Raw genomic sequence first — 20,246 nt, 5'->3', positions numbered from 1 at the left:
ATTTATAGACAAAAAGTGGAAACTAAAGCCCCGTAACCGTTTGGGCTATTGGATTCTCCCAAAGTGACAAAAGAGGAGTAAGATCCTCAACTTCTCTAAGGATACAGCTGGCGAATGGTAGGTCTGACCCCTCATTCGCCCACAATTTGGTTTGTAGAGACGCGCCATGGCGCGTCTCTACATTTGGTGGGATAACGAAAAATCGTTGATGAGGGGTTTCACCCCTGATTCGCCAGCTGCATCCTCTAAGAAGTCGGGGATCTGTGTTTTGATTTGAGGGGTTGGTAGTTGGCGCTAAAGCGATCGCTACAAACCGAGCTTTGTGTGACTTTATACTGACATTTGTTAATATATATTGATATGATAAGTAAGAGACGCAAGGCATTGCCTTGCATCTCTGAGTGAAAAATACAAACAGAACAGGTTAGGGTGGTTAGCATCCTACTGCCACATCAGTCTGACCCCTGATATTGGTCGAGATGCACTTTTTACCCCCTAATCATCTTCTTCCTAATCCACCTTTAGAAAACAGAAGGCTTCTAGCAGCGAAGGTGAAAAACGCTGTTAGTTAAGTAGATGATTACTGCTCGATGCTATCAGTACCAAGGGGAGTTGTAACGTCATTCTCTAAACCGTTAGCTTGTGCAGTTCCCAGTCTGTTAGTTGCCTCTACGCCGGCGTTAATATTGCTTCCATTTATATCTAACGTACCAGCAGTTCCTATAGCACCGGCTGTGTTGCTAGAGCCATTATTAGTAGCATAAGCACCAGCGTTCTGTTTACCAACAGCACCAGCAGCAGCACCACCTGTTACCTCACCACCTGTAACAGTAAAGGAAGTGGCAGCAGCAGCACCACCTTCACCAGCAGAAGCAATGGAACCAAAACCAAGAACACTAGCAGAAGCAGCAGCCAGGATAATAGCTAGTTTTTTGTTGAATTGCATTGAAATGCTCCTTAGTTACACAAAATTACGTTGATTGTGCCGTGCCTTGCTGTGACATCAGGAGTAGTAAAAATAACTAACTCCCGTAAGTTTTTCTTCTCTCTTTGTAAATACTGTGGTGTCAAAAGTAACTTTTCTAAATATTAACTTTGCATACCATACATGACAGCGATGGCACTTTTTAGTATCAACACAGACGTCATGCCAACAAAGAGAAGAAGTAAATTCTTTGTCATCATAGCCTGCACAGCTATTGTAAGCAGTCAAATTACTTAAGTAATTCAAAACACAAACTTAAGTAAATTCACTGTGTATTTACATACTAATACAGCTTTTTGCGAATAAGTTTTTTTGTGTAAAAAAAATATCTGTCTTTACAGTAATATTACAGTGATGTGGTGTTTTTTTAAATTGAGATTTAGTCACATACATTACAAGGATACATATGTATATAATGACACTTTTATCATTTTTGATTCCGACAGTAAAATCACAGCTATAGAACCCCGTACCCGATATAAAACAGTAATTTGCACATTTCCATACAAGAGGAGAGTAGTAGAAAAATTGCAGTATCATGCAAAACTAGAGTGGAGTTCAACGATCCAAGAATTCCACGGCTTTTTATAAAAACGAGCGGCAGCGATATTTTTATAAAGTAGAAAGACTCAATTAAATAAAAGCTCGTAGTAAGGGCTTGAGCCGCTTTAAACCCTTGCCTAGAGCGATAAATCCTACCCCACGGGAAGCCGCCTTGACGGGCGTCTACACTACGAACAAAAGTTTTATCTTATATTTAACTACGTCCACTACTTGGCCGCGGGAGTATCAAGTCTTCCCACTCCCTAGCAAATATAGTAGCGCCATACGCACGGCGACACCGCTGGTAACTTGGTTCTGAATCAGGCTAAATTCTGGGTCATCCATTAAGTCAGAGCTAATTTCGACACCACGATTTACCGGGCCGGGATGCAAAACTTTGACATTGGGCTTGCACAGTTGCAGTTTTGAACGTGTGAGCCCAAACAACTGATGATATTCTCGTAAAGAAGGTAACAAATGTACTGTCATGCGTTCTTTTTGCAAACGCAAGGTCATGACAAAATCAGCATCCCTTAAAGCAGGTTCTAATTCCCAATGGAGAAAAAGTTTACCTGGCCTATTTTTGCCATAGTCCGCAAATAATCTCGGTAATAAAGTGGGTGGTGCTGCTAAATGCAGTTCTGCACCACTAGCGGTGAAACTCCAAATATTTGATCGCGCTACACGTGAATGCAGAATATCCCCAACAATAGCAATCTTTTTATCTTTAAGAAGTTCCAGATGGGGGTAATCTGGATCGAGCAGAGTACAGATAGTAAATAAGTCTAGCAAAGCTTGAGAAGGATGCTCGTGTTGACCATCACCAGCGTTGAGAACGCTAACTTTTACACCTAAACGATCCATTTCCTCGGCGATCGCATTGGGTACTCCCGCCTCCCGATGGCGAATGACCATTATATCAGTTCCCATCGCCAAATAGGTCTTGGCCGTATCTAGAATAGTCTCTCCTTTAGTCATCGAAGAGGTAGCAGAGGCGAAGTTCAGCGTATCTGCCGAGAGGCGCTTGGCAGCAAGCTCAAAGCTGCTACGAGTGCGAGTGGAAGGTTCAAAAAATAAATTTGCCACCACCTGTCCCTGTAAAGTTGGCACTTTCTTTGTCCGCCGTGATAGCACCTCCTGAAAACTGGCGGCGGTTTGCAGTACGATGTCGTATTCAGCTGGGGTAAAGTCAGCGAGTGTAAGAACGTGGTGGCGAGTCCAATTAGTAGTCGGCATAAACAGTTATTAGATTTTTGTAGAGTAGCTACGTTTACGCGACTCTACAGTTTTTTAATTTACATATGCAGAGGAAATATTACCATCTGATCAATATCACAATAGATACCAGCTTATATAAAGGCTGAAGTACAAAGTATGAGATATTCACATCTGTCTTGAAAGATGGCCATGGGGAAATGGGCATCGGCAAGGGGTTTTCTTCCAATTCTCAATCCCCGATTCCCGATCCCCAATCCCTATTTTCGAGACAAGGGCTAGTGTTAGCCCCTGTGACTTTGTTCAATCTCTCTGGATAAGGAATAGCAAATTTCTAAAAATATTCGCATTAGTTGGGATGGATTAATCCGTCCTTCTCACGAACTTCTGTGAATTCAGAAACTTTCTTGAGAACTTTAGAAGAGGCTAAAGCAACTGTTTCTTTTAAAATTTCGAGGACACGTTCCGTCTTAGATTCCCAGTCAAAATAATTCTGTGTCACCCGTCGTGTACTTCCTTCACCTAGACAACGGCGTTGTTCTGGTGATTTAGCTAAAGTAATCATTGCCTTAGCAAAACCGTTAATGAAGTCTTCTTGAGAGGATGGTTCGACAAGAATGCTACAAGTATCATTCAAATATTCAACCGGACCCGCCCATTTAGCAGCAATAACGGGCAAACCGACAGACATCGCTTCTAATAATGCCAGTCCGCCACATTCTCGTAGGGAAGGCATGACATAGACATCGCTTTCACAGAAAAGCTTCATACACTCTTGAATAGGAATACGACCATGAAAGTTTACAGAGTCTTGAATTCCTAATTCTTTAACCCGTGCTTCAATCGACTCTTTGAGTTCGCCATCACCAATCAACTCCAGCACAGAGTTTGTCTGTTCTACCACCGGCTTAAAGGCTTCAACTAAGAACTGTGCCCCTTTCCAATCCACCATTCGTCCGCAGAAAACAAATCGAACTGGCTGATCCGGCTGAGGTTCTCTCGCTTTCATTCCCTTCCAACGAGAAAGATCAACCCCACTTTCAACCACTTCATACACCTTACCTCTGTATCCTTGAGGTAAAGCCTTGGCTGTACGTTGGTTGCCAACGAGTAACACATCAGCCTTTAATTTCCCAGGTACTAAACGGTGTCCAATCCAAGATAAAAAGCGGGCTGCTTCTATAAAGAAATGAGTAAAGGGAGAGTCCATATAGCGAAACGCCGGAGGAAGTTCTAAGCCACCACACATCGGTCCGATCGCGACTGGTACGCCCAAATCGTACATGAAACTTAGCCCTTTAGGAGTAATGGGCGTGGGTTCAAAGACAATGGAAATATGATGTTCTTTGATGAGTTGCTTTACCCGCGAACGAGCTTGCCATTGGGTAATTAGGTGTATCATCTGGCCAAAAATCAAATCCTCTATTCGATAGGGAAACAACTGCCCCATCTTATAGATCGCGACTTGCAGCCAATTATCTTCTACAAAGCTAATTTTTTTGAACATCTCCTCTGAAAAGATCTCTCGCAGTTCATCCCTAGTGCGGGCGTGGCAAACCATCCAGACATCATGACCGCGGGCTTGCATAAGTTTAAAATAATAGTATGGGACGCTTGTCTCTCCGCTCATCCGCAACGATACGTTTTCGGTAACAATAACCACCCGTAGCGATTCTTGACGAGGTTTTTCATTTGTTTGAACCATACTAACTCCAGAAAGGATTTGTATAGTACGTTTATAAGAATAATTATTGGTTGTGTTGCAAAAATAAAGATTCAGTTGCAATAATTTGAAATTATTGATAATTAATCTGTTTATAAGATGTTAACAACACCCTAATAACAGCATATTCAGAGCAATTACTACTTCTTCAGCAATGTCCTCATGACACTTGCAATTTGTTTTAGAAGAGGTATTCGATCAAACCATTTTGGAGTAACATCACTACGTGAACTCCGCTGATCTCCAAAACTTGGAATTGAAATTAGCCTAACGATATCTGAATGTTGTGATTGGAAGATATTATAAACTCCATCTGGTGATATCGGACCACCGTCAGGATGACCAAGAGGTTTCTTTAGTGATAACTCAAAGAAATTAATCAATCGCTCAAAGACTTTACTGTTTACTCCGTAAAAGTGAGCTCCAATTATCTCTGTAGATAATGGTTGAAGTGTCGCAAAAATATCTTCATTCGGATTGATGACTTTTTCAGAAAAGTATCCAAAGTGCACAATATCCCAGTTGGTTTGATGCAGTTGCTCGATCAGTACATCCTCATAATGCTGAAAATTATTTGACAAAACCAGATCGTCTTCCATAATCAAAACATTACTAAGCTTTTGTTCTCTTGCTAGCTTTAGTACAGACAAATGACTTAAAAATGCCCCCTTGTATCCTATTTTCTCAAAGGGGGTAGCACTATCTGGTCTGATTGCTGCAAAAAGCTCAACCTTTCCTGGAGTAAATGGCATTCCTGCATTCTCCAGTTCTTTCTCCATAGTTCTGCGTCGGTCTACTCTATAAGGTAAGTTGATAACGTAGATACGATCAAAAAACTCTATAAATTTCATTTGTTTCCAGGGATTTATTGTAGTCTACTCTGTAACTGCTGTGCCAAGATTGTGGCAAACCGTGTCTCCCAATCTTTTTCTTTCCAGTTAAATTCTTGGCTACCGCATAGGTTTACACCCATACTTGCTTTATAAGCATCTCTTCACCGCTGCAATCACATCCTCTACATCCGCATCTGTCAACTTTGCTGATAGAGGCAAACTCACCGTCTGCCGTCCGATACGCATAGCATTGGGATAATCTTCAGGCTGCCATCCAAACTTTTGTTGATAATACGGCTGTTCTGGAATACTGAGGTAATGTACTCCCACTCCAATGTTCTGACTATGGATTGCTTTCAGGAAAGCGTCACGGCTGATACCAGTTTTAGTCTTGTCTATAAGAATTGTATATAAGTGATAGCCATGAACAGTATCAGGCTCTGGTGCTGCGGGCAGGCTAATGGGCAAATCAGCAAATGCTTGATTGTAGAGTTGCCAAATCTCCTGGCGACGCTGCCAATAGGGCGTGACTCGCTGCAATTGATGGATGCCGATCGCTGCTTGCAAATCCATCATGTTGTACTTGAAACCGGCCTCTACCACTTGGTAATGTTTGTAGCCTTCGTCACCAAATCGCTGCCAAGCATCCTTGCTCATGCCGTGCAGTGCCAGTATTTTCAATCGGTCAGCATCTTCTTGACGACGAGTGAGAATCATTCCTCCTTCGCCCGTAGTAATGTTCTTGGTGACATAAAAACTGAAACAGCCAAATTCACCCATAGTGCCTGCCTTGCGTCCTTTGTATTCGGTTTCTACTGCATGGGCACAGTCTTCAATCACCTTCAAATTGTAACGATCGGCAATCTCACCAATAGCATCCATATCACAGGGACGACCCGCAAAGTGCACAGGCACGATTGCCTTTGTCTTGGGGGTGATCCTAGCCTCTACCTGCATCGGATCGATATTCATCGTCACTGGGTTTACATCCGCCAGCACTGGTGTAGCACCTGCGTGAATAATCGCATTGACTGTGGCACAAAAAGTCAAGGGAGTAGTAATTACCTCATCCCCCGGTTCTAAGGAGGCAGCCAGCATGCTCAGATGTAAAGCAGCGGTGCAAGAATTGACTGCTACTGCATACCGAGCACCTTTGTAAGCTTTGAAGTCGTTTTCAAAGCGCATCACCTTTGGCCCTGTACCCAACCAGCCACTTGCCATCGTGGCAAGTACTTCCTGAATCTCACTGTCTTCAATTGCCGGAGCTCCAAAAATCAGGAAATGGTCACGACGAATACCAGCAGTGGTAACTGCTGACTGGTCGAATATATTAGTCATGCAAATAACCTTTTGAGAATTGCACTTTGTAAGGTAATATTTTTCCGCTCTTCTACAAGATTACCGCTTTTATTGCCACTTTTGACAGAATACTTAGCACTATTTGATAGAACAATTAGCACCATAAATTTAGTTTGCTCCATTGCCTAGCTTTAAGTATTGAGGGCGTTTGAGTTAAATTATTTACTGCAATAAACTAGATGTTTTGAAAAATCAGTTACTTTCTTTTTCCTATCAGAGGTCCGCCTAGTAACACTTGGGGTGCAACCGCGTCTGCAAACTGCTTAAAGTTGTCCACAAACATTTCTGCAAGTTTATAAGCTTGGACATCATAGTCATCAGGATTGTTCCAAGTCAAACGAGGAGTCAGCAACTTGTCGGCTACCCCAGGACAGCGAACAGGGACACGTAAACCAAACACTGGATCAACCGTTGTCGGTACTTCGTTGAGCGCCCCACTCAGTACTGCTGTCAACATGGCCCGGGTTTGCTTGATCGGGATGCGTTCTCCCACACCATAAAACCCTCCTGTCCAACCTGTATTCACCAACCACACTTTCACCTTGTGATGTTCTATTTTCTGCCCCAGCAAACTTGCATAAACACTAGGGTGCAGTGCCATAAAGGGTGCGCCAAAGCAGGCACTAAAAACAGCTTCTGGTTCGTGTCCCAATCCTTTTTCTGTGCCAGCTACCTTCGCTGTATACCCACTCAAGAAATGATACATCGCCTGCTCGTGAGTCAACTGGGCGATGGGTGGCAATACTCCCAAGGCATCAGCAGTCAGGAAAATAATGTTTTGTGGATGACCAGTTGTGCCAGTCAGGCTAGCGTTACTGATATATTCAATTGGGTAAGCTCCACGGGTATTTTCAGTAAGGCTGGCATCATTTAAATCTAAGTGCCTGGTCAGGGGATCAACAGTAACATTTTCCAGAACGCTACCAAAGCGTTGCGTTGTTTGGTAAATTTCCGGTTCCGCTTCCTTGGAGAGGCGAATTAACTTGGCATAGCAGCCACCCTCAAAATTGAAGATACCGCGATCGCTCCAGCCATGTTCGTCATCACCAATCAATGTGCGTTTGGGGTCAGCGGAAAGCGTGGTTTTACCAGTACCTGAAAGTCCAAAAAACAAGGCAATATCATCACTATGACCAACATTAGCAGCACAGTGCATTGGCAAGACGTGATGAAGAGGTAACAGATAGTTGAGTGTTGTAAATATCGATTTTTTAATCTCGCCGGCGTAGCTGGTGCCGCCAATTAAAATTAGTTTGCGGGCAAAATTTAAGATAATAAAGACATCTGAATGGATGCCATCAATCTCTGGTCTGGCTTGGAAGTTTGGTAGAGCAATAAGAGTAAAATCAGGTACAAAATTTGCCAGTTCCTCCGCCGATGCTCCCACGAATAGGTTGCGGACAAAGATGCTGTGCCATGCTGTCTCGGTGATGAAGCGAATGGATAGCCGATAGGTGGGATCGGCACCAGCATAACGGTCTTGAATAAACAAATCTCGTCCTTGCAGATATGCCAGCATCCTGGCATAGAGAGCCTCGAAACGATGCTCGCTGAGGGGATGATTTACCTTGCCCCACCAAACTCGATCAGTGCTGCTGGGTTCGCGGACGATGAATTTGTCATTTGGCGATCGCCCGGTATGCTGACCAGTACGCACAACTAGGGGACCTAAATGCGCCATTACCCCCTCTTGCCGGCGAATTGCTTCTTCATAAAGAGCTGGGGTCGAAAGATTCCAATAAACAATGCCTGTGTTGAGGATGCCTTGCTGTTCCAGACTGAAATTACTGTGCATCACGTTGTGTTCAGCCGTTGCCGACTCTATTAAACTACCGTTAGGTAGCGGCACGCGGTTAAGTCGGCTCTGTACAAAAATATTTTGTGTCATTGTCCCATTTTTTGTTATTCAACGCTGTAGTAATAAGCCAAAGACTGGCAGTACTTCACCAACACAAAATTGACGGGCGTTAGTTGAGGAAAGGGTAAAGATGATTACAAATCTTTTCCCTTTGTCCCTTCACCTTGTCCCATACTATTAGTGCTATTTCTGCGGCCCATGTCCCAATATCACAATGCAACAGCAGGGGATGCGGAATGCAGTTGGTTGCAGAAAATTTAAATCGCATTTTTAATTCAATTTATTACTAGACTATGAAAAGAATGTGAGGAACTTGTGAGGAACGAGCTATTTTTCCTACTGTTGAGGTAGGTTTGTCAACTTACTTAAACTGAGTTTTTACACTCATCTAGTGGACTTTTTTCCTTTGCAGGTTTCTTGGATATTTCTACCCAAACAGTCATCAGTCCTAATTCATTATCAAATTTGAACTCAGGTGTGTTGAGGATTTGAGCTAACTGTTTGATCTTATCAGAGTGTTCGTTGAGGTCTTTAGCCCTAATTAAACGAGTATTTCGGTCAATGTGAAAACCTAGATTTGCTTGCCACTGTTCGTAATCACTATGAGCGCGGTCTAAGATAATTCCTAACTGTTCAAAATAACCAATGATGATATTTGCTACCCATAGGTCATCGCGAGTTGGTGTAGACCAGTATTGAGGGCGTTTGAGAGCTTTGATTTCTTCATCTTTTTGAGCTAGTCGCTCCATAGCCTTTTCCAATTCTGCGATGATGTGTTTTATGTATTGCTCGTTCTTCGCTGCTATTTGCTCCGAACCTTCTAGTTTTGCCATTACATCATCATAATTACCCTTGTGAGCATTTACTAATTGAAATAATGCGCCTTTGGATTTTTCTTGATTGAGAATCCTCTGAAATTTTAAGCGTTCACTCACACCTAAAGTTCTGATGAATTTAACTTTTAAAGTTGCTAACTCATTATGAATTTGATTGAAAACCTCTATAGTATCATTCACAAAATCAAGGCTTCTATTGCATTCAATATTTGCTATCCAAACTTTGTAATTTACAGATCTAATCTCAATTTCACTCTTAAATTTATTCAATTTAGTTAGAATACGTTCATCTTGAATTTGCCGGATATTAGCATCTACTGAGTTTTTCAAATTTTCAATAGTTTCTTCTACTTGTACGCTCAACAATTCTTTGATCTTGACTACAAATGTATCTAAAATAGCATCAGCAAATAGCTTTTCTTCCTCTGTTTTACTTTGATAACTTTCTAATTCAAATTTAAGTTTGGCGATTGTCTCTAACAATTTCTTGTTAGCTGACTGCGCTTGTCTTAATTTTCCACGTTTTATCTCCACTTCCCCAGTCAATTCAGCAATTTTCTTATCCCTGGGTTTAATAAAAGCATCTATCTGATTATTAGCATTGTCTTCATACAGATGAGAACTGGCTTCATTGACTACCCCAATAGCGGCACTGCTTACAGCCACAATCCAAGCAAGTGTTTTAGCCTTAGGATTGTCACTTCTGACAGCCGTTACCGCAGCTAACAAGGTGATAACACCAGCGATCGCATTAATGATAATTCTGGGCTGTCTTAGAGAAATTTTGTGTGTCATAATAATGTCCTCAATTTTCTGTCTCGCGCATGTGCCAAACAGATTGCAAGTCTCACCTAAAACCATAGATGAGAGTGAAATTATTAGATGGCATATCAACTTTATCTTTCAGATCCAGCCCTACTTGTGCGCTGCCCCAGTGATGTCTGCAATATCTTGTAGTTCTCATAGCTCCCATTCCGGCACTTTGTAGGTTGGGTCAATTGCCTGATATTTTCAAGCAAATAGCTGCTCATTCACATCCTGAGCATATCCCGAGGCTGAAAACTTCGGTGCTGGACACAAAGAGCGAAGTAGAAAAATAGATATTCGATAATCGGCGAATACGAATGCTTTATTTACGGGCATTTTTAAACTAATCCTGAATTTTCTCAATTATTTTCCCCTATAAAAGGGAAAATTTGCTCTATTAGATCCTAGACTGTCCCTAATGAGGATGTTTGGGGGGAGTCGCCCCTCTATCCTCGATACAATGGAGCAAAATTTAATATGCCGCTAGATTAAGGTAACTTGGGCATATCTGCTTGTGCAAACAATCGATACTCTACTTAATTTTTATTGACGTGCTCTCATTTATCTGCAATTTATATTTCTCCAATGTTAAATTAATAAAACTTAATAAATAATAGAATATAAACAGAAGACAAGGAAAAATCAGGTGTAGCTATATTTACAACTTGCATGCCTATGCAACTGCGGTAACGAGAACTAGAACCAGAGGCTCGTATAGAGAAAGGAATGAAAATCTCTTCCCCAATCCCTATTTTCAAAACAGGAGACTAGATGTTATGACAACTTCCCATAGTGAAAAGTTTGAAATTAATAAAACCGATGAAGAGTGGCGCAAAAGTTTGACACCGGAACAGTTTCGTGTTTTACGCAAACACGGTACAGAACGTGCTGGCACAAGTCCATTAGATAAAAATTATGCTAGCGGTACTTACGTGTGTGCTGGCTGTGGTCAGCCACTGTTTACATCAGAAACTAAATTCAACAGTGGTACTGGCTGGCCGAGTTTTTACGCCCCCATTGAGAATGCAGTTGGCACAACAACAGATAGGTCATTTTTTATGACTAGGACTGAAGTGCATTGTAGCCGCTGCGGCGGACATCTGGGTCATGTGTTTGATGACGGCCCTGCGCCTACTGGCCAGCGCTACTGCATGAACGGTGTAGCAATGAACTTTGTTCCAGAAGGGTGATTTTTGTGTATTGATGAGAATGCGATCGCCTGATAAATGACTGATGTGAGCAATCCCCACCGATGACTCGTTAGTCACGGCGGGGAGCTTTAATAGACAATCGAATTAGCGAATGGTATTGTTATGACTTCGGCGGAAGTGTCAGTTGAGGAAAGAGTGCTTGTTGTCGGTGCGACTGGTGGAGTAGGTCAGCTGGTGGTAGGTAAGCTGCGGTCGAAGGGTTTTAAAGTTCGCATCCTGACACGCAACACAGCAAAAGCCCAAAAAATGTTTGATGACAAAGTGGAAGTTGCTGTTGGCGATCTGCGTGACCTGACTATACTTCCGGCGGCGATGGCAGATACCAACTATATAATATGTTGTACTGGGACTACTGCTTTTCCTTCCGCTAGATGGGAATTTGAACCAACACCTAGCTTGATTGATTGGATAAAGCTATTTTTTGACCCTGAATCTGCTAAAGCCAAAGCCAAGAATAGCCCTGCAAAAGTTGATACCCAAGGCGTCAGCAATTTAGTTGCAGCAGCACCTAACAATCTCAAGCGGTTTGTTTTTGTATCTTCCTGTGGAGTTCTTCGCAAAGATAAGTTTCCTTATCGCATTCTCAATGCCTTTGGCGTACTTGATGCCAAGCAAAAAGGTGAGGAAGCCATTATCAATTCGGGATTGTCCTACACCATTATCCGCCCAGGTCGCCTGATCGACGGCCCCTATACCTCATACGACCTCAACACCTTGTTAAAGGCAAAAACAGGAGGTAAGCTTGGTGTGGTGGTGGGGACGGGCGACACACTCACAGGCCAGACTAGCCGAATTGATGTAGCAGCAGCCTGTGTAGAATGCATTCAAAATCCTCACTGTGAAAGAAAAGTTTTTGAGATAGTCAATCAGGGATCAAGACCCTCTATGATTGATTGGAATGCACTTTTCTCCAAGTTAGGCAATCATGAACTGGCGCAAGGGTAAGGAGTAACGTTGGGCATGGGCAAGGGGCAAGGGGCAAGGGGCATCGGAAAAACAAGAGGGGGAAGGGGAAAAGGGAAAAGGTGAAAGGTGAAAGGTGAAAGGTTAATAAATTCCTTTACCCTTTAACCTTTACCCAATTCCCAATCCCCAATCCCCAATCCCCATTTAAGTCGCGAACTGAGTATTACCGCAATGCAGATTCAAACCGCCGATTGACTTCATTCCAGTTCACTACATTCCACCAAGCATTCAGGTAATCTGCACGACGATTTTGGTACTTGAGGTAATAAGCGTGTTCCCAAACATCGTTACCCAGCAAGGGGTAGAGTCCTATGGTCAGTGGACTGTCTTGATTGGGAGTCGTAACGATTTGCAGCTTGTTTTCTTGGTTGTTGACTAACCAAACCCAACCGCTACCAAATTGCTTAATTCCAGCGTCGTTAAACTGCACCTTGAAGTTATCAAAGCTGCCGAAAGTAGTTGCGATCGCATCTTTGATTTTCCCTATTGGTTCTCCCTCACTCTCAGGACTCATAAGCTGCCAAAACAGGGTGTGGTTAGCGTGTCCTCCAGCATTATTCCGTACGATAGTACGAATGTCTTGTGGCACTGCGTCTAAGTTAATAACCAACTCCTCGACAGTTTTACCTTGCAGATCGGGATACTTCTCTAAGGCTGCATTCAAATTGTTGACATAGGCAGCGTGATGCTTGTCATGATGCAACTGCATGGTTTGAGCATCAATATACGGTTCCAGTGCAGCATAGTCATAGGGCAATGGCGCTAGAGTATGAGCCATTGTATTTCTCCTTCAAAGTAATTGGATTTATCGAAAAACTATCCGTATCAACCTCTGTTTGGGATTTATTGCTTCCACCACAACAAAGGCGACCAACATTTGTCGCAATTTTTGCGATCTCGGAGTCTCACTTGCCAAATAAATTATGTTCTTATTTAAATCATACTCATTATGACTATGAGTTGCAACTAATTCTCATTTGCAGTACCGAATTTCATATGACAAGTGCGATCGCAGTAAACAATCTCAGGCGATCCCTCTTCTAATATTCAGTTTCCTCTTTATAGAAGATAAAAAATTAAAAAAGTCGACTTCACAAAGTTGGATGACGTAGCCAGTTAAGAATTTTGTCACGCCATAAACGCGGATTATGCTCAGGGCGATAATTGGTGTCAAACATAGAAAGTAGCAGTGGGAAACCACCCACTTTGGTACTCATCAACAAGTGAGTAAAAAGCGCCAAAACTATTACTATCCAAGCAATTAGATGTATATAGTATGCAGTATGGTTTAATTCTCTCTGCGGCAGCCAGTTTTCATCTTGAAATTTACCGGATATTACAGAAAATAGCGCTGCCAGCAACATTACTGTATTTGTAATTCGCTGGAGGGTGTACCACCAGATTGGTTTACCAACTTCAGTTAGTTGCTTCAACATATTGAGTTGTATCAAGCGGTTTCTGCCAGCTTTTAAACAGTAAATAATAAATAATGGCAGGACTACAAAAAATATGACAAAGCCGAAGGTTCCGTGAATGTCAATTAGACTACGGTTAGCTTTCGTCAAAGAAAGACCGCCAAATCTTCCATCCCAACTGTCGTAAACTAAAAAACCCGTAATCGCCGCACCAATGATTAATACAGCATTGACACCGTGAAGCAACCGCAGAAGTAGTGGTTGATATGGCTTTGAACGGGGCATGACCGTCTTTTCCTTAGCTCTATCTAGAATCCTAATATTTACCGAATATCTAGCACAACCTATCTTTTCCCCAGCCCCTCTGTAGAGACGCGAAATTTCGCGTCTCTACATACTGAACTGCATTGCAGCCGTATCTGCCTAATTTCCTCACAAGTTCCTCAATATTTCCCCCTAACCTCAAAGGTGAAGCCAAAAATCATAGCATAGGAGGCGGTGGGAAGATGGATTTGACTGAGTTACAGGAGATAGCAGAACAAGAACGCCAGTCTCAAAAACCCGTGCAGATCCGCTGTTGCGTTGCTGCTGGTTGTCTGTCTGCTAACTCCGCAGCTGTGAAAAAGCAACTTGAGGAAGCTGTTACAGCCTCTGGTTTAGAGGACAAAGTGCAAGTTTCTGGTGTGGGTTGTATGCGCTTGTGCTGTCAGGGGCCGTTAGTACATGTGAAGGGACTAGGGACTGGTGAGACCACTTCCCGTCTTGGCTTGGTGCCAGATGGGAAAGTGGCGAACCCGAAGGGGGATTGGGGACTAGGGAAAGAATCTACCCAATCTCTAGTTAATCAAGCTGAACCAGAAAATCTAGGTACACTTTACGAGAAAGTCACTCCTGAAGATGCACCCTCAATTATCACTGCTCTTAATGGAGGAGAGACTACGGTACAACGTGGAGATCTGGCGCATCCATTTTTTACCAACCAAGTATCGATTGTTTTGGAAAACAGTGGCAAAGTCAATCCCGAACACATCGAATCTTATATTGCAGCTGGGGGCTACCAAGCGCTTTACCACGTCCTGCGAGAGATGAGTTCGGCTGAGGTAGTGGATGCCATAACCCGCAGCGGTTTACGGGGACGGGGTGGTGCTGGTTATCCCACGGGCGTGAAATGGGCAACGGTTGCGAAGGCGAAAGGCGATCGCAAATTTGTCATCTGCAACGCTGACGAGGGCGATCCGGGGGCATTTATGGATCGCAGTGTCTTGGAAAGTGACCCCCATCGCGTTTTAGAAGGAATGGCGATCGCCGCCTATGCGGTGGGTGCAGCCCAGGGCTATATTTATGTCAGAGCAGAATATCCCATCGCTATCAGTCGCTTGCAAACTGCGATTCGCCAAGCTCAACGCTTAGGTTTATTAGGCAGTCATATTTTTGAGTCACCCTTTGATTTTAAAATTGATATCCGCATTGGTGCGGGGGCTTATGTTTGCGGTGAAGAAACTGCCTTGATGGCATCAATTGAAGGCAAACGCGGCACTCCTCACCCCCGTCCTCCTTACCCCGCTGAGTCTGGTTTGTGGGGATACCCAACTTTAATTAACAACGTTGAAACCTTTGCCAACATCTCACCAATTATTCGCAAAGGTGCGGACTGGTTTGCCAGTATCGGTACGGAAAAAAGCAAAGGTACAAAAGTATTCGCACTAGCAGGTAAAATCCGCAACACAGGTTTAATAGAAGTACCAATGGGAACGCCACTGGGAGCGATTGTGGAAAAAATGGGCGGCGGTGTCCCCGATGGTGGAACAGCCAAAGCTGTACAGACTGGCGGGCCTTCGGGAGGATGCATCCCCGCTTCAGCTTTTGATACTCCTGTAGACTACGAATCTCTCACTGCCTTGGGTTCAATGATGGGTTCCGGTGGCATGATTGTCATGGATCAAAATACCAACATGGTGGATGTTGCCAAGTTTTTCATGGAGTTTTGCATGGATGAATCCTGCGGCAAGTGTATACCCTGTCGTGTGGGTACTGTCCAACTCTATCGCCTGTTGACTAAGATTCGCGAAGGCAAGGCAACCTTTGCTGACTTGGAACTGCTGGAAGAACTGTGTGACATGGTAAAAAATACCAGCTTGTGCGGTTTGGGTCAATCTGCACCGAATCCGGTGTTTAGTACTTTGCGTTATTTCCGAGATGAGTACTTGACGCTGATTAATGAATCTCAAGCACAGGGGAAGCTCAATGTATGAGTTACAAACGCATTTTGATTACCCGTCATGGTGGCCCGGAAGTTTTACAACTTTACAAAGGACAACTGATTAATTACGGTTTCTCTTCAGTTTTGAATGCAAAGCGGGGTCGAATATTCAAGCTAGAACCCCAGAGGCGATCGCGCCCACAACGAGGGAATGAAAATCTCTTCGGCGATCCCCTTTCCCCTTTCCCCTTTCCCCTATTTTCAAGACAGGCGCAAATTTTATCCTGTTGTCGCTATTACAATTACTGCCAGATGGTAAAAAAGCTTTGTTTTACAGCATTGCTGGATTCAAAAAACAGCATCCTGACTGGTTTCGTGAGGATTTGACTAAATTATTAGACTTGCTGGTACACAAGCAAATTAAACCTATTATTGCCGATCGCCTGCCGCTAGCAAAGGCTGCTCATGCCCACGAATTGCTCGATCGCTCAGCCGTCAGCGGACAACTGATACTTCTGTGCAGCAATGAGGGTGGCTGAGGTATGCACAGCAAATGCAACAGGATAGTATAAATAATAAGTTATCATGACTGTAAAAACACTTACAATTAACGGTCAGTTGATTAGCGCCCGCGAAGATGAAACCGTACTTGAAGCAGCGCGGGATGCGGGAATTCATATTCCCACACTCTGTTACCTAGAAGGAGTCTCAGAAGTAGGTGCTTGTCGCCTTTGCTTGGTGGAGATTGCCGGCAGCAATAAACTGCAACCAGCTTGTGTCACAAAAGTTGCTGAAGGCATGGAAATTCAGACAAACAGCGAGCGCTTGCAAAAATACCGTCGCACGATTGTAGAAATGCTGTTTGCGGAAGGCAATCACATTTGCTCAGTGTGCGTAGCAAATGGCAATTGCGAGTTGCAGGACTTAGCAATTGAAATGGGTATGGATCACGTCCGGCTAGACTACCACTTTCCCGATCGCAAAGTCGATGTTTCCCACGATCGCTTTGGCATTGACCACAACCGTTGTGTTCTCTGCACTCGTTGCGTCCGTGTTTGTGACGAAATCGAAGGCGCTCATACCTGGGATATGGCAGGTAGAGGTACAAATTCCCATGTGATTACTGATTTAAATCAGCCTTGGGGAACCTCACAAACTTGCACTTCCTGTGGCAAGTGTGTCAATGCCTGTCCCACGGGTGCAATTTTTTACAAAGGTTCGAGCATAGGTGAAATGAAACACGATCGCGCCAAACTCGATTTCCTTGTCACTGCACGGGAAAAACAGCAATGGAACTTTTAGTGAGGAGTTTGTTGGTTGTTGGTTGTTGTTAGTTGTTTGTTACAACCAACTGCCAACCACCAACTATCAACCAACACAAGGAGAAAAAATGACTCGTTTGAAATTAGCAACAGTTTGGCTAGGTGGTTGTTCTGGCTGTCATATGTCCTTTCTTGACTTGGACGAATGGCTGTTTGATTTAGCCGCACAGGTAGATTTAGTTTATAGCCCCTTCATGGATACCAAAGAATACCCAGAAGGGGTAGATGTAGTATTAATCGAGGGTGCGATCGCCAACGAAGAACATTTGCATATGATTAAAACAGTAAGAGAGCGATCGCAAATACTTATCTCCTTTGGCGACTGTGCTGTTACTGGCAACGTCACCGCTTTACGCAATCCCTTAGGCAGTGCCGAACCTGTTCTTCAGCGTTGTTACATTGAAGCCGCAGATATCCACCCGCAAATTCCCCAAGAACCAGGGATTGTACCGCAATTACTAGATCGGGTTACACCCGTACATGCAGTAGTACCAGTTGATATTTACTTACCAGGATGTCCACCATCAGCCACTCGCATTAAAGCGGCACTAGAGCCAATTTTACACGGAGAAACACCACAACTAGCAGGACGCGAATTTATCAAATTTGGCTAGGTAGGGGGAATGGAGGAGTGGAAGATATATTGAATTGTTCAGTTCCCTCATCACCCCTACCCTACGGGAAGCCGCTTGCGCGTCTACACCCCATCACCCCATCAATTTTTAGGAGGTTAACAATGCTCAAAGCCGCAGACATTATGACTAAAGATGTTGCCACTATTCGCAGTTCCGCAACGGTGGCTGAAGCAGTCAGGCTGATGAGGGCAAGAGACTGGAAAGCGCTGATTGTAGATCGTCGCCACGAACAGGATGCCTACGGGATTATTACCGAAAGCGATATTGTGTATAAAGTAATTGCCTATGGCAAAGACCCCAATCGGGTGCGTGTCTATGAAGTAATGACCAAGCCTTGTATCGTTGTCAATCCTGACCTTGGTTTGGAATACATAGCGCGGTTATTTGCCGATCATCATATACAGAGAGCGCCTGTTATCCACGGTGAACTACTGGGTATCATTTCGCTAGCTGACATTCTGGCTCATAGTAACTTTCTCGAACAACCCCGGACTATCCTGTTAGAACAACAACTTCAGGACGAAATTAGAAAAGCTCGCGCTATTTGCGCTCAAAAAGGTATCCGTTCAGAAGAATGTGCCGCAGCTTGGGATGTGATTGAAGAAATGCAAGCTGAGATAGCTCATCAACGGGCAGAGAGAGTAGTCAAAACAGCCTTTGAAGAATACTGCGATGAGTATCCAGAGGCAAAGGAAATCTATGACTGCTGGTGTAGCGGTTGACACTCCTTTGTGTCTTAGTGCCTTGGTGTTGAAAAACACCAAGACACCAAGGCACCAAGAAAAATCTATTTCTGACTATCCCAGTTAGGCAGCAGTACAGTTATGAAAAAAGTAATCATCGACCCAGTTACTCGTATTGAAGGACACGCAAAAATCAGTATTTATCTTGATGATACGGGACAAGTCAGCGATGCTCGTTTCCATGTAACCGAATTTCGTGGGTTTGAAAAGTTTTGTGAAGGTCGCCCTTTGGCGGAAATGCCGGGAATTACGGCGCGGGTGTGTGGCATTTGTCCGGTGAGTCACTTGTTGGCTTCTGCTAAAGCGGGCGATCGCATTCTTGCCGTTACCATTCCTCCCGCAGCTGCCAAACTGCGACGTTTGATGAACTTGGCGCAGATTATCCAATCCCATGCCCTCAGTTTCTTCCACCTCAGCGCCCCAGATTTTTTGCTGGGGATGGATAGCGATCCCTCCAAACGCAACGTTTTTGGCTTAATCGCAGCCGATCCAGAACTCGCCCGTGGGGGTATTCGCTTGCGGCAATTTGGACAAGAAATTATTGAACTATTGGGAGGACGCAAGATTCACCCATCTTGGGCAGTTCCGGGAGGTGTCAGAGAACCCTTGTCAGAGGAGGGACGCACCCATATTCAGAATCGCATCCCAGAAGCACGTATCACAATACTTAATGCACTGGTTCTATTTAAGCGCTTGCTTCAGGATTATGAAACAGAAGCGCAAACCTTTGGTAATTTTCCCAGCTTGTTTATGGGGTTGGTTACTCCTGAAGGTTTGTGGGAAAATTACGACGGGTATATCCGGTTTGTTGATAGCGCAGGCAATATCATTGCCGATAAACTCGATCCGACTCGCTATCAGGAATTTATCGGCGAAGCAGTTGAAGCTTGGACTTACTTAAAGTTTCCTTATTACCGTCCTCTTGGTTATCCCAGCCAAAAAGACCATTGCCGTATAGATAGTGGTATTTATCGGGTAGGGCCTTTAGCACGTCTGAATGTTTGCAGCCACATTGGTACACCTCTGGCCGATCGCGAGTTGCAGGAGTTTAGAGATAGAGGTAAAGGGACAGTCACCTCATCATTTTTCTATCACTACGCCCGACTCATCGAGATTCTTGCATCGATTGAGCGGATTGAAATTTTGTTAGATGATCCTGATTTACTATCAAATCGACTCCGTGCCGATGCTGGTATTAATCAACTAGAAGGAGTTGGAGTGAGTGAAGCGCCACGCGGCACTTTGTTCCATCATTATAAAGTTGATGAAAATGGCTTGATTTTGAAGGTAAATTTGGTGATTGCTACAGGACAAAATAATTTGGCAATGAATCGCACAGTCGCTCAAATTGCCCGGCATTTTATTAACGGTTCGGAAATTCCTGAAGGAATGTTGAATCGTGTAGAGGCTGGAATCCGAGCATTTGATCCTTGTTTGAGTTGTTCAACCCATGCAGTCGGACAAATGCCTTTGCACGTTCAATTAGTGCGAGCAGATGGGACTGTTGTTGATGAAGTTTGGCGGAATTAGAAGTTGTTTATCAACAAAAAATGAGGCGTTGCTGAATCAAGGCATGAATTTTGTAGAAGCAATTC

Annotated in this window: 18 protein-coding genes; 9 read left to right on the top strand and 9 right to left on the bottom strand. The window is 43.8% G+C overall.

Features of this window, described 5'->3' with window-relative positions; genetic code table 11:
- Positions 1 to 580 precede the first annotated feature (580 nt).
- From FIS9605_RS0128655 to FIS9605_RS38530, 7 genes are all read right to left on the bottom strand, one after another.
- The gene (locus tag FIS9605_RS0128655; RefSeq protein ID WP_026735645.1) at positions 581 to 946 is read right to left on the bottom strand and encodes a hypothetical protein; all 366 of its coding nucleotides are present in this window, start codon (positions 944 to 946) and stop codon (positions 581 to 583) included.
- Between the two features lie 828 nt (positions 947 to 1,774).
- Positions 1,775 to 2,764 (bottom strand): aspartate carbamoyltransferase catalytic subunit, encoded by a 990-nt coding sequence (locus FIS9605_RS0128650; protein WP_026735644.1) that lies wholly within the window; start codon positions 2,762 to 2,764, stop codon positions 1,775 to 1,777.
- A 328-nt stretch (positions 2,765 to 3,092) separates the two neighbouring features.
- A complete protein-coding gene (locus FIS9605_RS38535) occupies positions 3,093 to 4,448 on the bottom strand; it encodes a glycosyltransferase family 4 protein (RefSeq protein ID WP_051470169.1) in 1,356 nt (451 codons plus the stop codon).
- Between the two features lie 158 nt (positions 4,449 to 4,606).
- Entirely contained in the window at positions 4,607 to 5,317 is a 711-nt protein-coding gene (locus tag FIS9605_RS0128640; protein ID WP_026735643.1) for a glycosyltransferase family 25 protein, read from the bottom strand.
- A 129-nt stretch (positions 5,318 to 5,446) separates the two neighbouring features.
- Positions 5,447 to 6,637: a DegT/DnrJ/EryC1/StrS family aminotransferase gene (locus FIS9605_RS0128635; RefSeq protein ID WP_051470168.1), complete on the bottom strand. Its 1,191-nt coding sequence runs from the start codon at positions 6,635 to 6,637 to the stop codon at positions 5,447 to 5,449.
- A gap of 217 nt (positions 6,638 to 6,854) precedes the next feature.
- Positions 6,855 to 8,546: a phosphoenolpyruvate carboxykinase gene (locus FIS9605_RS0128625; protein WP_026735641.1), complete on the bottom strand. Its 1,692-nt coding sequence runs from the start codon at positions 8,544 to 8,546 to the stop codon at positions 6,855 to 6,857.
- Between the two features lie 335 nt (positions 8,547 to 8,881).
- The gene (locus FIS9605_RS38530; protein WP_051470167.1) at positions 8,882 to 10,147 is read right to left on the bottom strand and encodes a hypothetical protein; all 1,266 of its coding nucleotides are present in this window, start codon (positions 10,145 to 10,147) and stop codon (positions 8,882 to 8,884) included.
- A gap of 788 nt (positions 10,148 to 10,935) precedes the next feature.
- On the opposite strand from FIS9605_RS38530, the gene msrB reads away from it, so the two are divergent.
- Both msrB and FIS9605_RS0128610 read left to right on the top strand, forming a co-directional pair.
- Positions 10,936 to 11,349 (top strand): peptide-methionine (R)-S-oxide reductase MsrB, encoded by a 414-nt coding sequence (gene msrB / locus FIS9605_RS0128615; protein WP_026735640.1) that lies wholly within the window; start codon positions 10,936 to 10,938, stop codon positions 11,347 to 11,349.
- Between the two features lie 123 nt (positions 11,350 to 11,472).
- Complete coding sequence (locus FIS9605_RS0128610; protein WP_026735639.1) at positions 11,473 to 12,315, top strand: SDR family oxidoreductase; 843 nt, start codon at positions 11,473 to 11,475, stop codon at positions 12,313 to 12,315.
- A 184-nt stretch (positions 12,316 to 12,499) separates the two neighbouring features.
- Here FIS9605_RS0128610 and FIS9605_RS0128605 read toward each other — a convergent pair whose 3' ends face one another.
- Positions 12,500 to 13,114 (bottom strand): superoxide dismutase, encoded by a 615-nt coding sequence (locus tag FIS9605_RS0128605; RefSeq protein WP_026735638.1) that lies wholly within the window; start codon positions 13,112 to 13,114, stop codon positions 12,500 to 12,502.
- Between the two features lie 313 nt (positions 13,115 to 13,427).
- Complete coding sequence (locus FIS9605_RS0128600) at positions 13,428 to 14,036, bottom strand: cytochrome b/b6 domain-containing protein (RefSeq protein WP_026735637.1); 609 nt, start codon at positions 14,034 to 14,036, stop codon at positions 13,428 to 13,430.
- A gap of 221 nt (positions 14,037 to 14,257) precedes the next feature.
- Here FIS9605_RS0128600 and nuoF point away from each other — a divergent pair, with 221 nt between their 5' ends.
- The 7 genes from nuoF (at position 14,258) to FIS9605_RS0128570 (ending at position 20,181) form a co-directional block, all read left to right on the top strand.
- Positions 14,258 to 16,003 (top strand): NADH-quinone oxidoreductase subunit NuoF, encoded by a 1,746-nt coding sequence (gene nuoF, locus FIS9605_RS0128595; protein ID WP_026735636.1) that lies wholly within the window; start codon positions 14,258 to 14,260, stop codon positions 16,001 to 16,003.
- On the top strand, positions 16,000 to 16,338 hold the full coding sequence (locus FIS9605_RS45565) for a hypothetical protein (protein WP_231510493.1): 339 nt from the start codon (positions 16,000 to 16,002) through the stop codon (positions 16,336 to 16,338). Before nuoF ends, FIS9605_RS45565 begins: the two co-directional genes overlap by 4 nt.
- Positions 16,335 to 16,490, top strand: a complete 156-nt coding sequence (locus tag FIS9605_RS45560) for a hypothetical protein (protein ID WP_231510492.1) — start codon at positions 16,335 to 16,337, stop codon at positions 16,488 to 16,490. The genes FIS9605_RS45565 and FIS9605_RS45560 overlap by 4 nt, the downstream gene beginning before the upstream one ends.
- A gap of 46 nt (positions 16,491 to 16,536) precedes the next feature.
- Positions 16,537 to 17,253 (top strand): bidirectional hydrogenase complex protein HoxU, encoded by a 717-nt coding sequence (gene hoxU / locus FIS9605_RS0128585; protein ID WP_026735634.1) that lies wholly within the window; start codon positions 16,537 to 16,539, stop codon positions 17,251 to 17,253.
- 88 nt (positions 17,254 to 17,341) lie between these two features.
- Positions 17,342 to 17,887 carry an oxidoreductase gene (locus FIS9605_RS0128580; protein ID WP_026735633.1) on the top strand — a complete coding sequence of 182 codons (546 nt, stop codon included), beginning with the start codon at positions 17,342 to 17,344 and terminating at the stop codon, positions 17,885 to 17,887.
- Between the two features lie 122 nt (positions 17,888 to 18,009).
- Positions 18,010 to 18,630 carry a CBS domain-containing protein gene (locus FIS9605_RS0128575; RefSeq protein WP_026735632.1) on the top strand — a complete coding sequence of 207 codons (621 nt, stop codon included), beginning with the start codon at positions 18,010 to 18,012 and terminating at the stop codon, positions 18,628 to 18,630.
- 102 nt (positions 18,631 to 18,732) lie between these two features.
- Positions 18,733 to 20,181 (top strand): Ni/Fe hydrogenase subunit alpha, encoded by a 1,449-nt coding sequence (locus FIS9605_RS0128570; RefSeq protein WP_026735631.1) that lies wholly within the window; start codon positions 18,733 to 18,735, stop codon positions 20,179 to 20,181.
- The last annotated feature ends 65 nt before the right edge of the window (positions 20,182 to 20,246 follow it).

Origin of the sequence: Fischerella sp. PCC 9605 (genome assembly GCF_000517105.1) — a bacterium.
Lineage (GTDB): Bacteria > Cyanobacteriota > Cyanobacteriia > Cyanobacteriales > Nostocaceae > PCC9605.
Note: the sequence above shows the minus strand (reverse complement) of the source record. Positions and strands in the feature narration are given on the sequence as shown.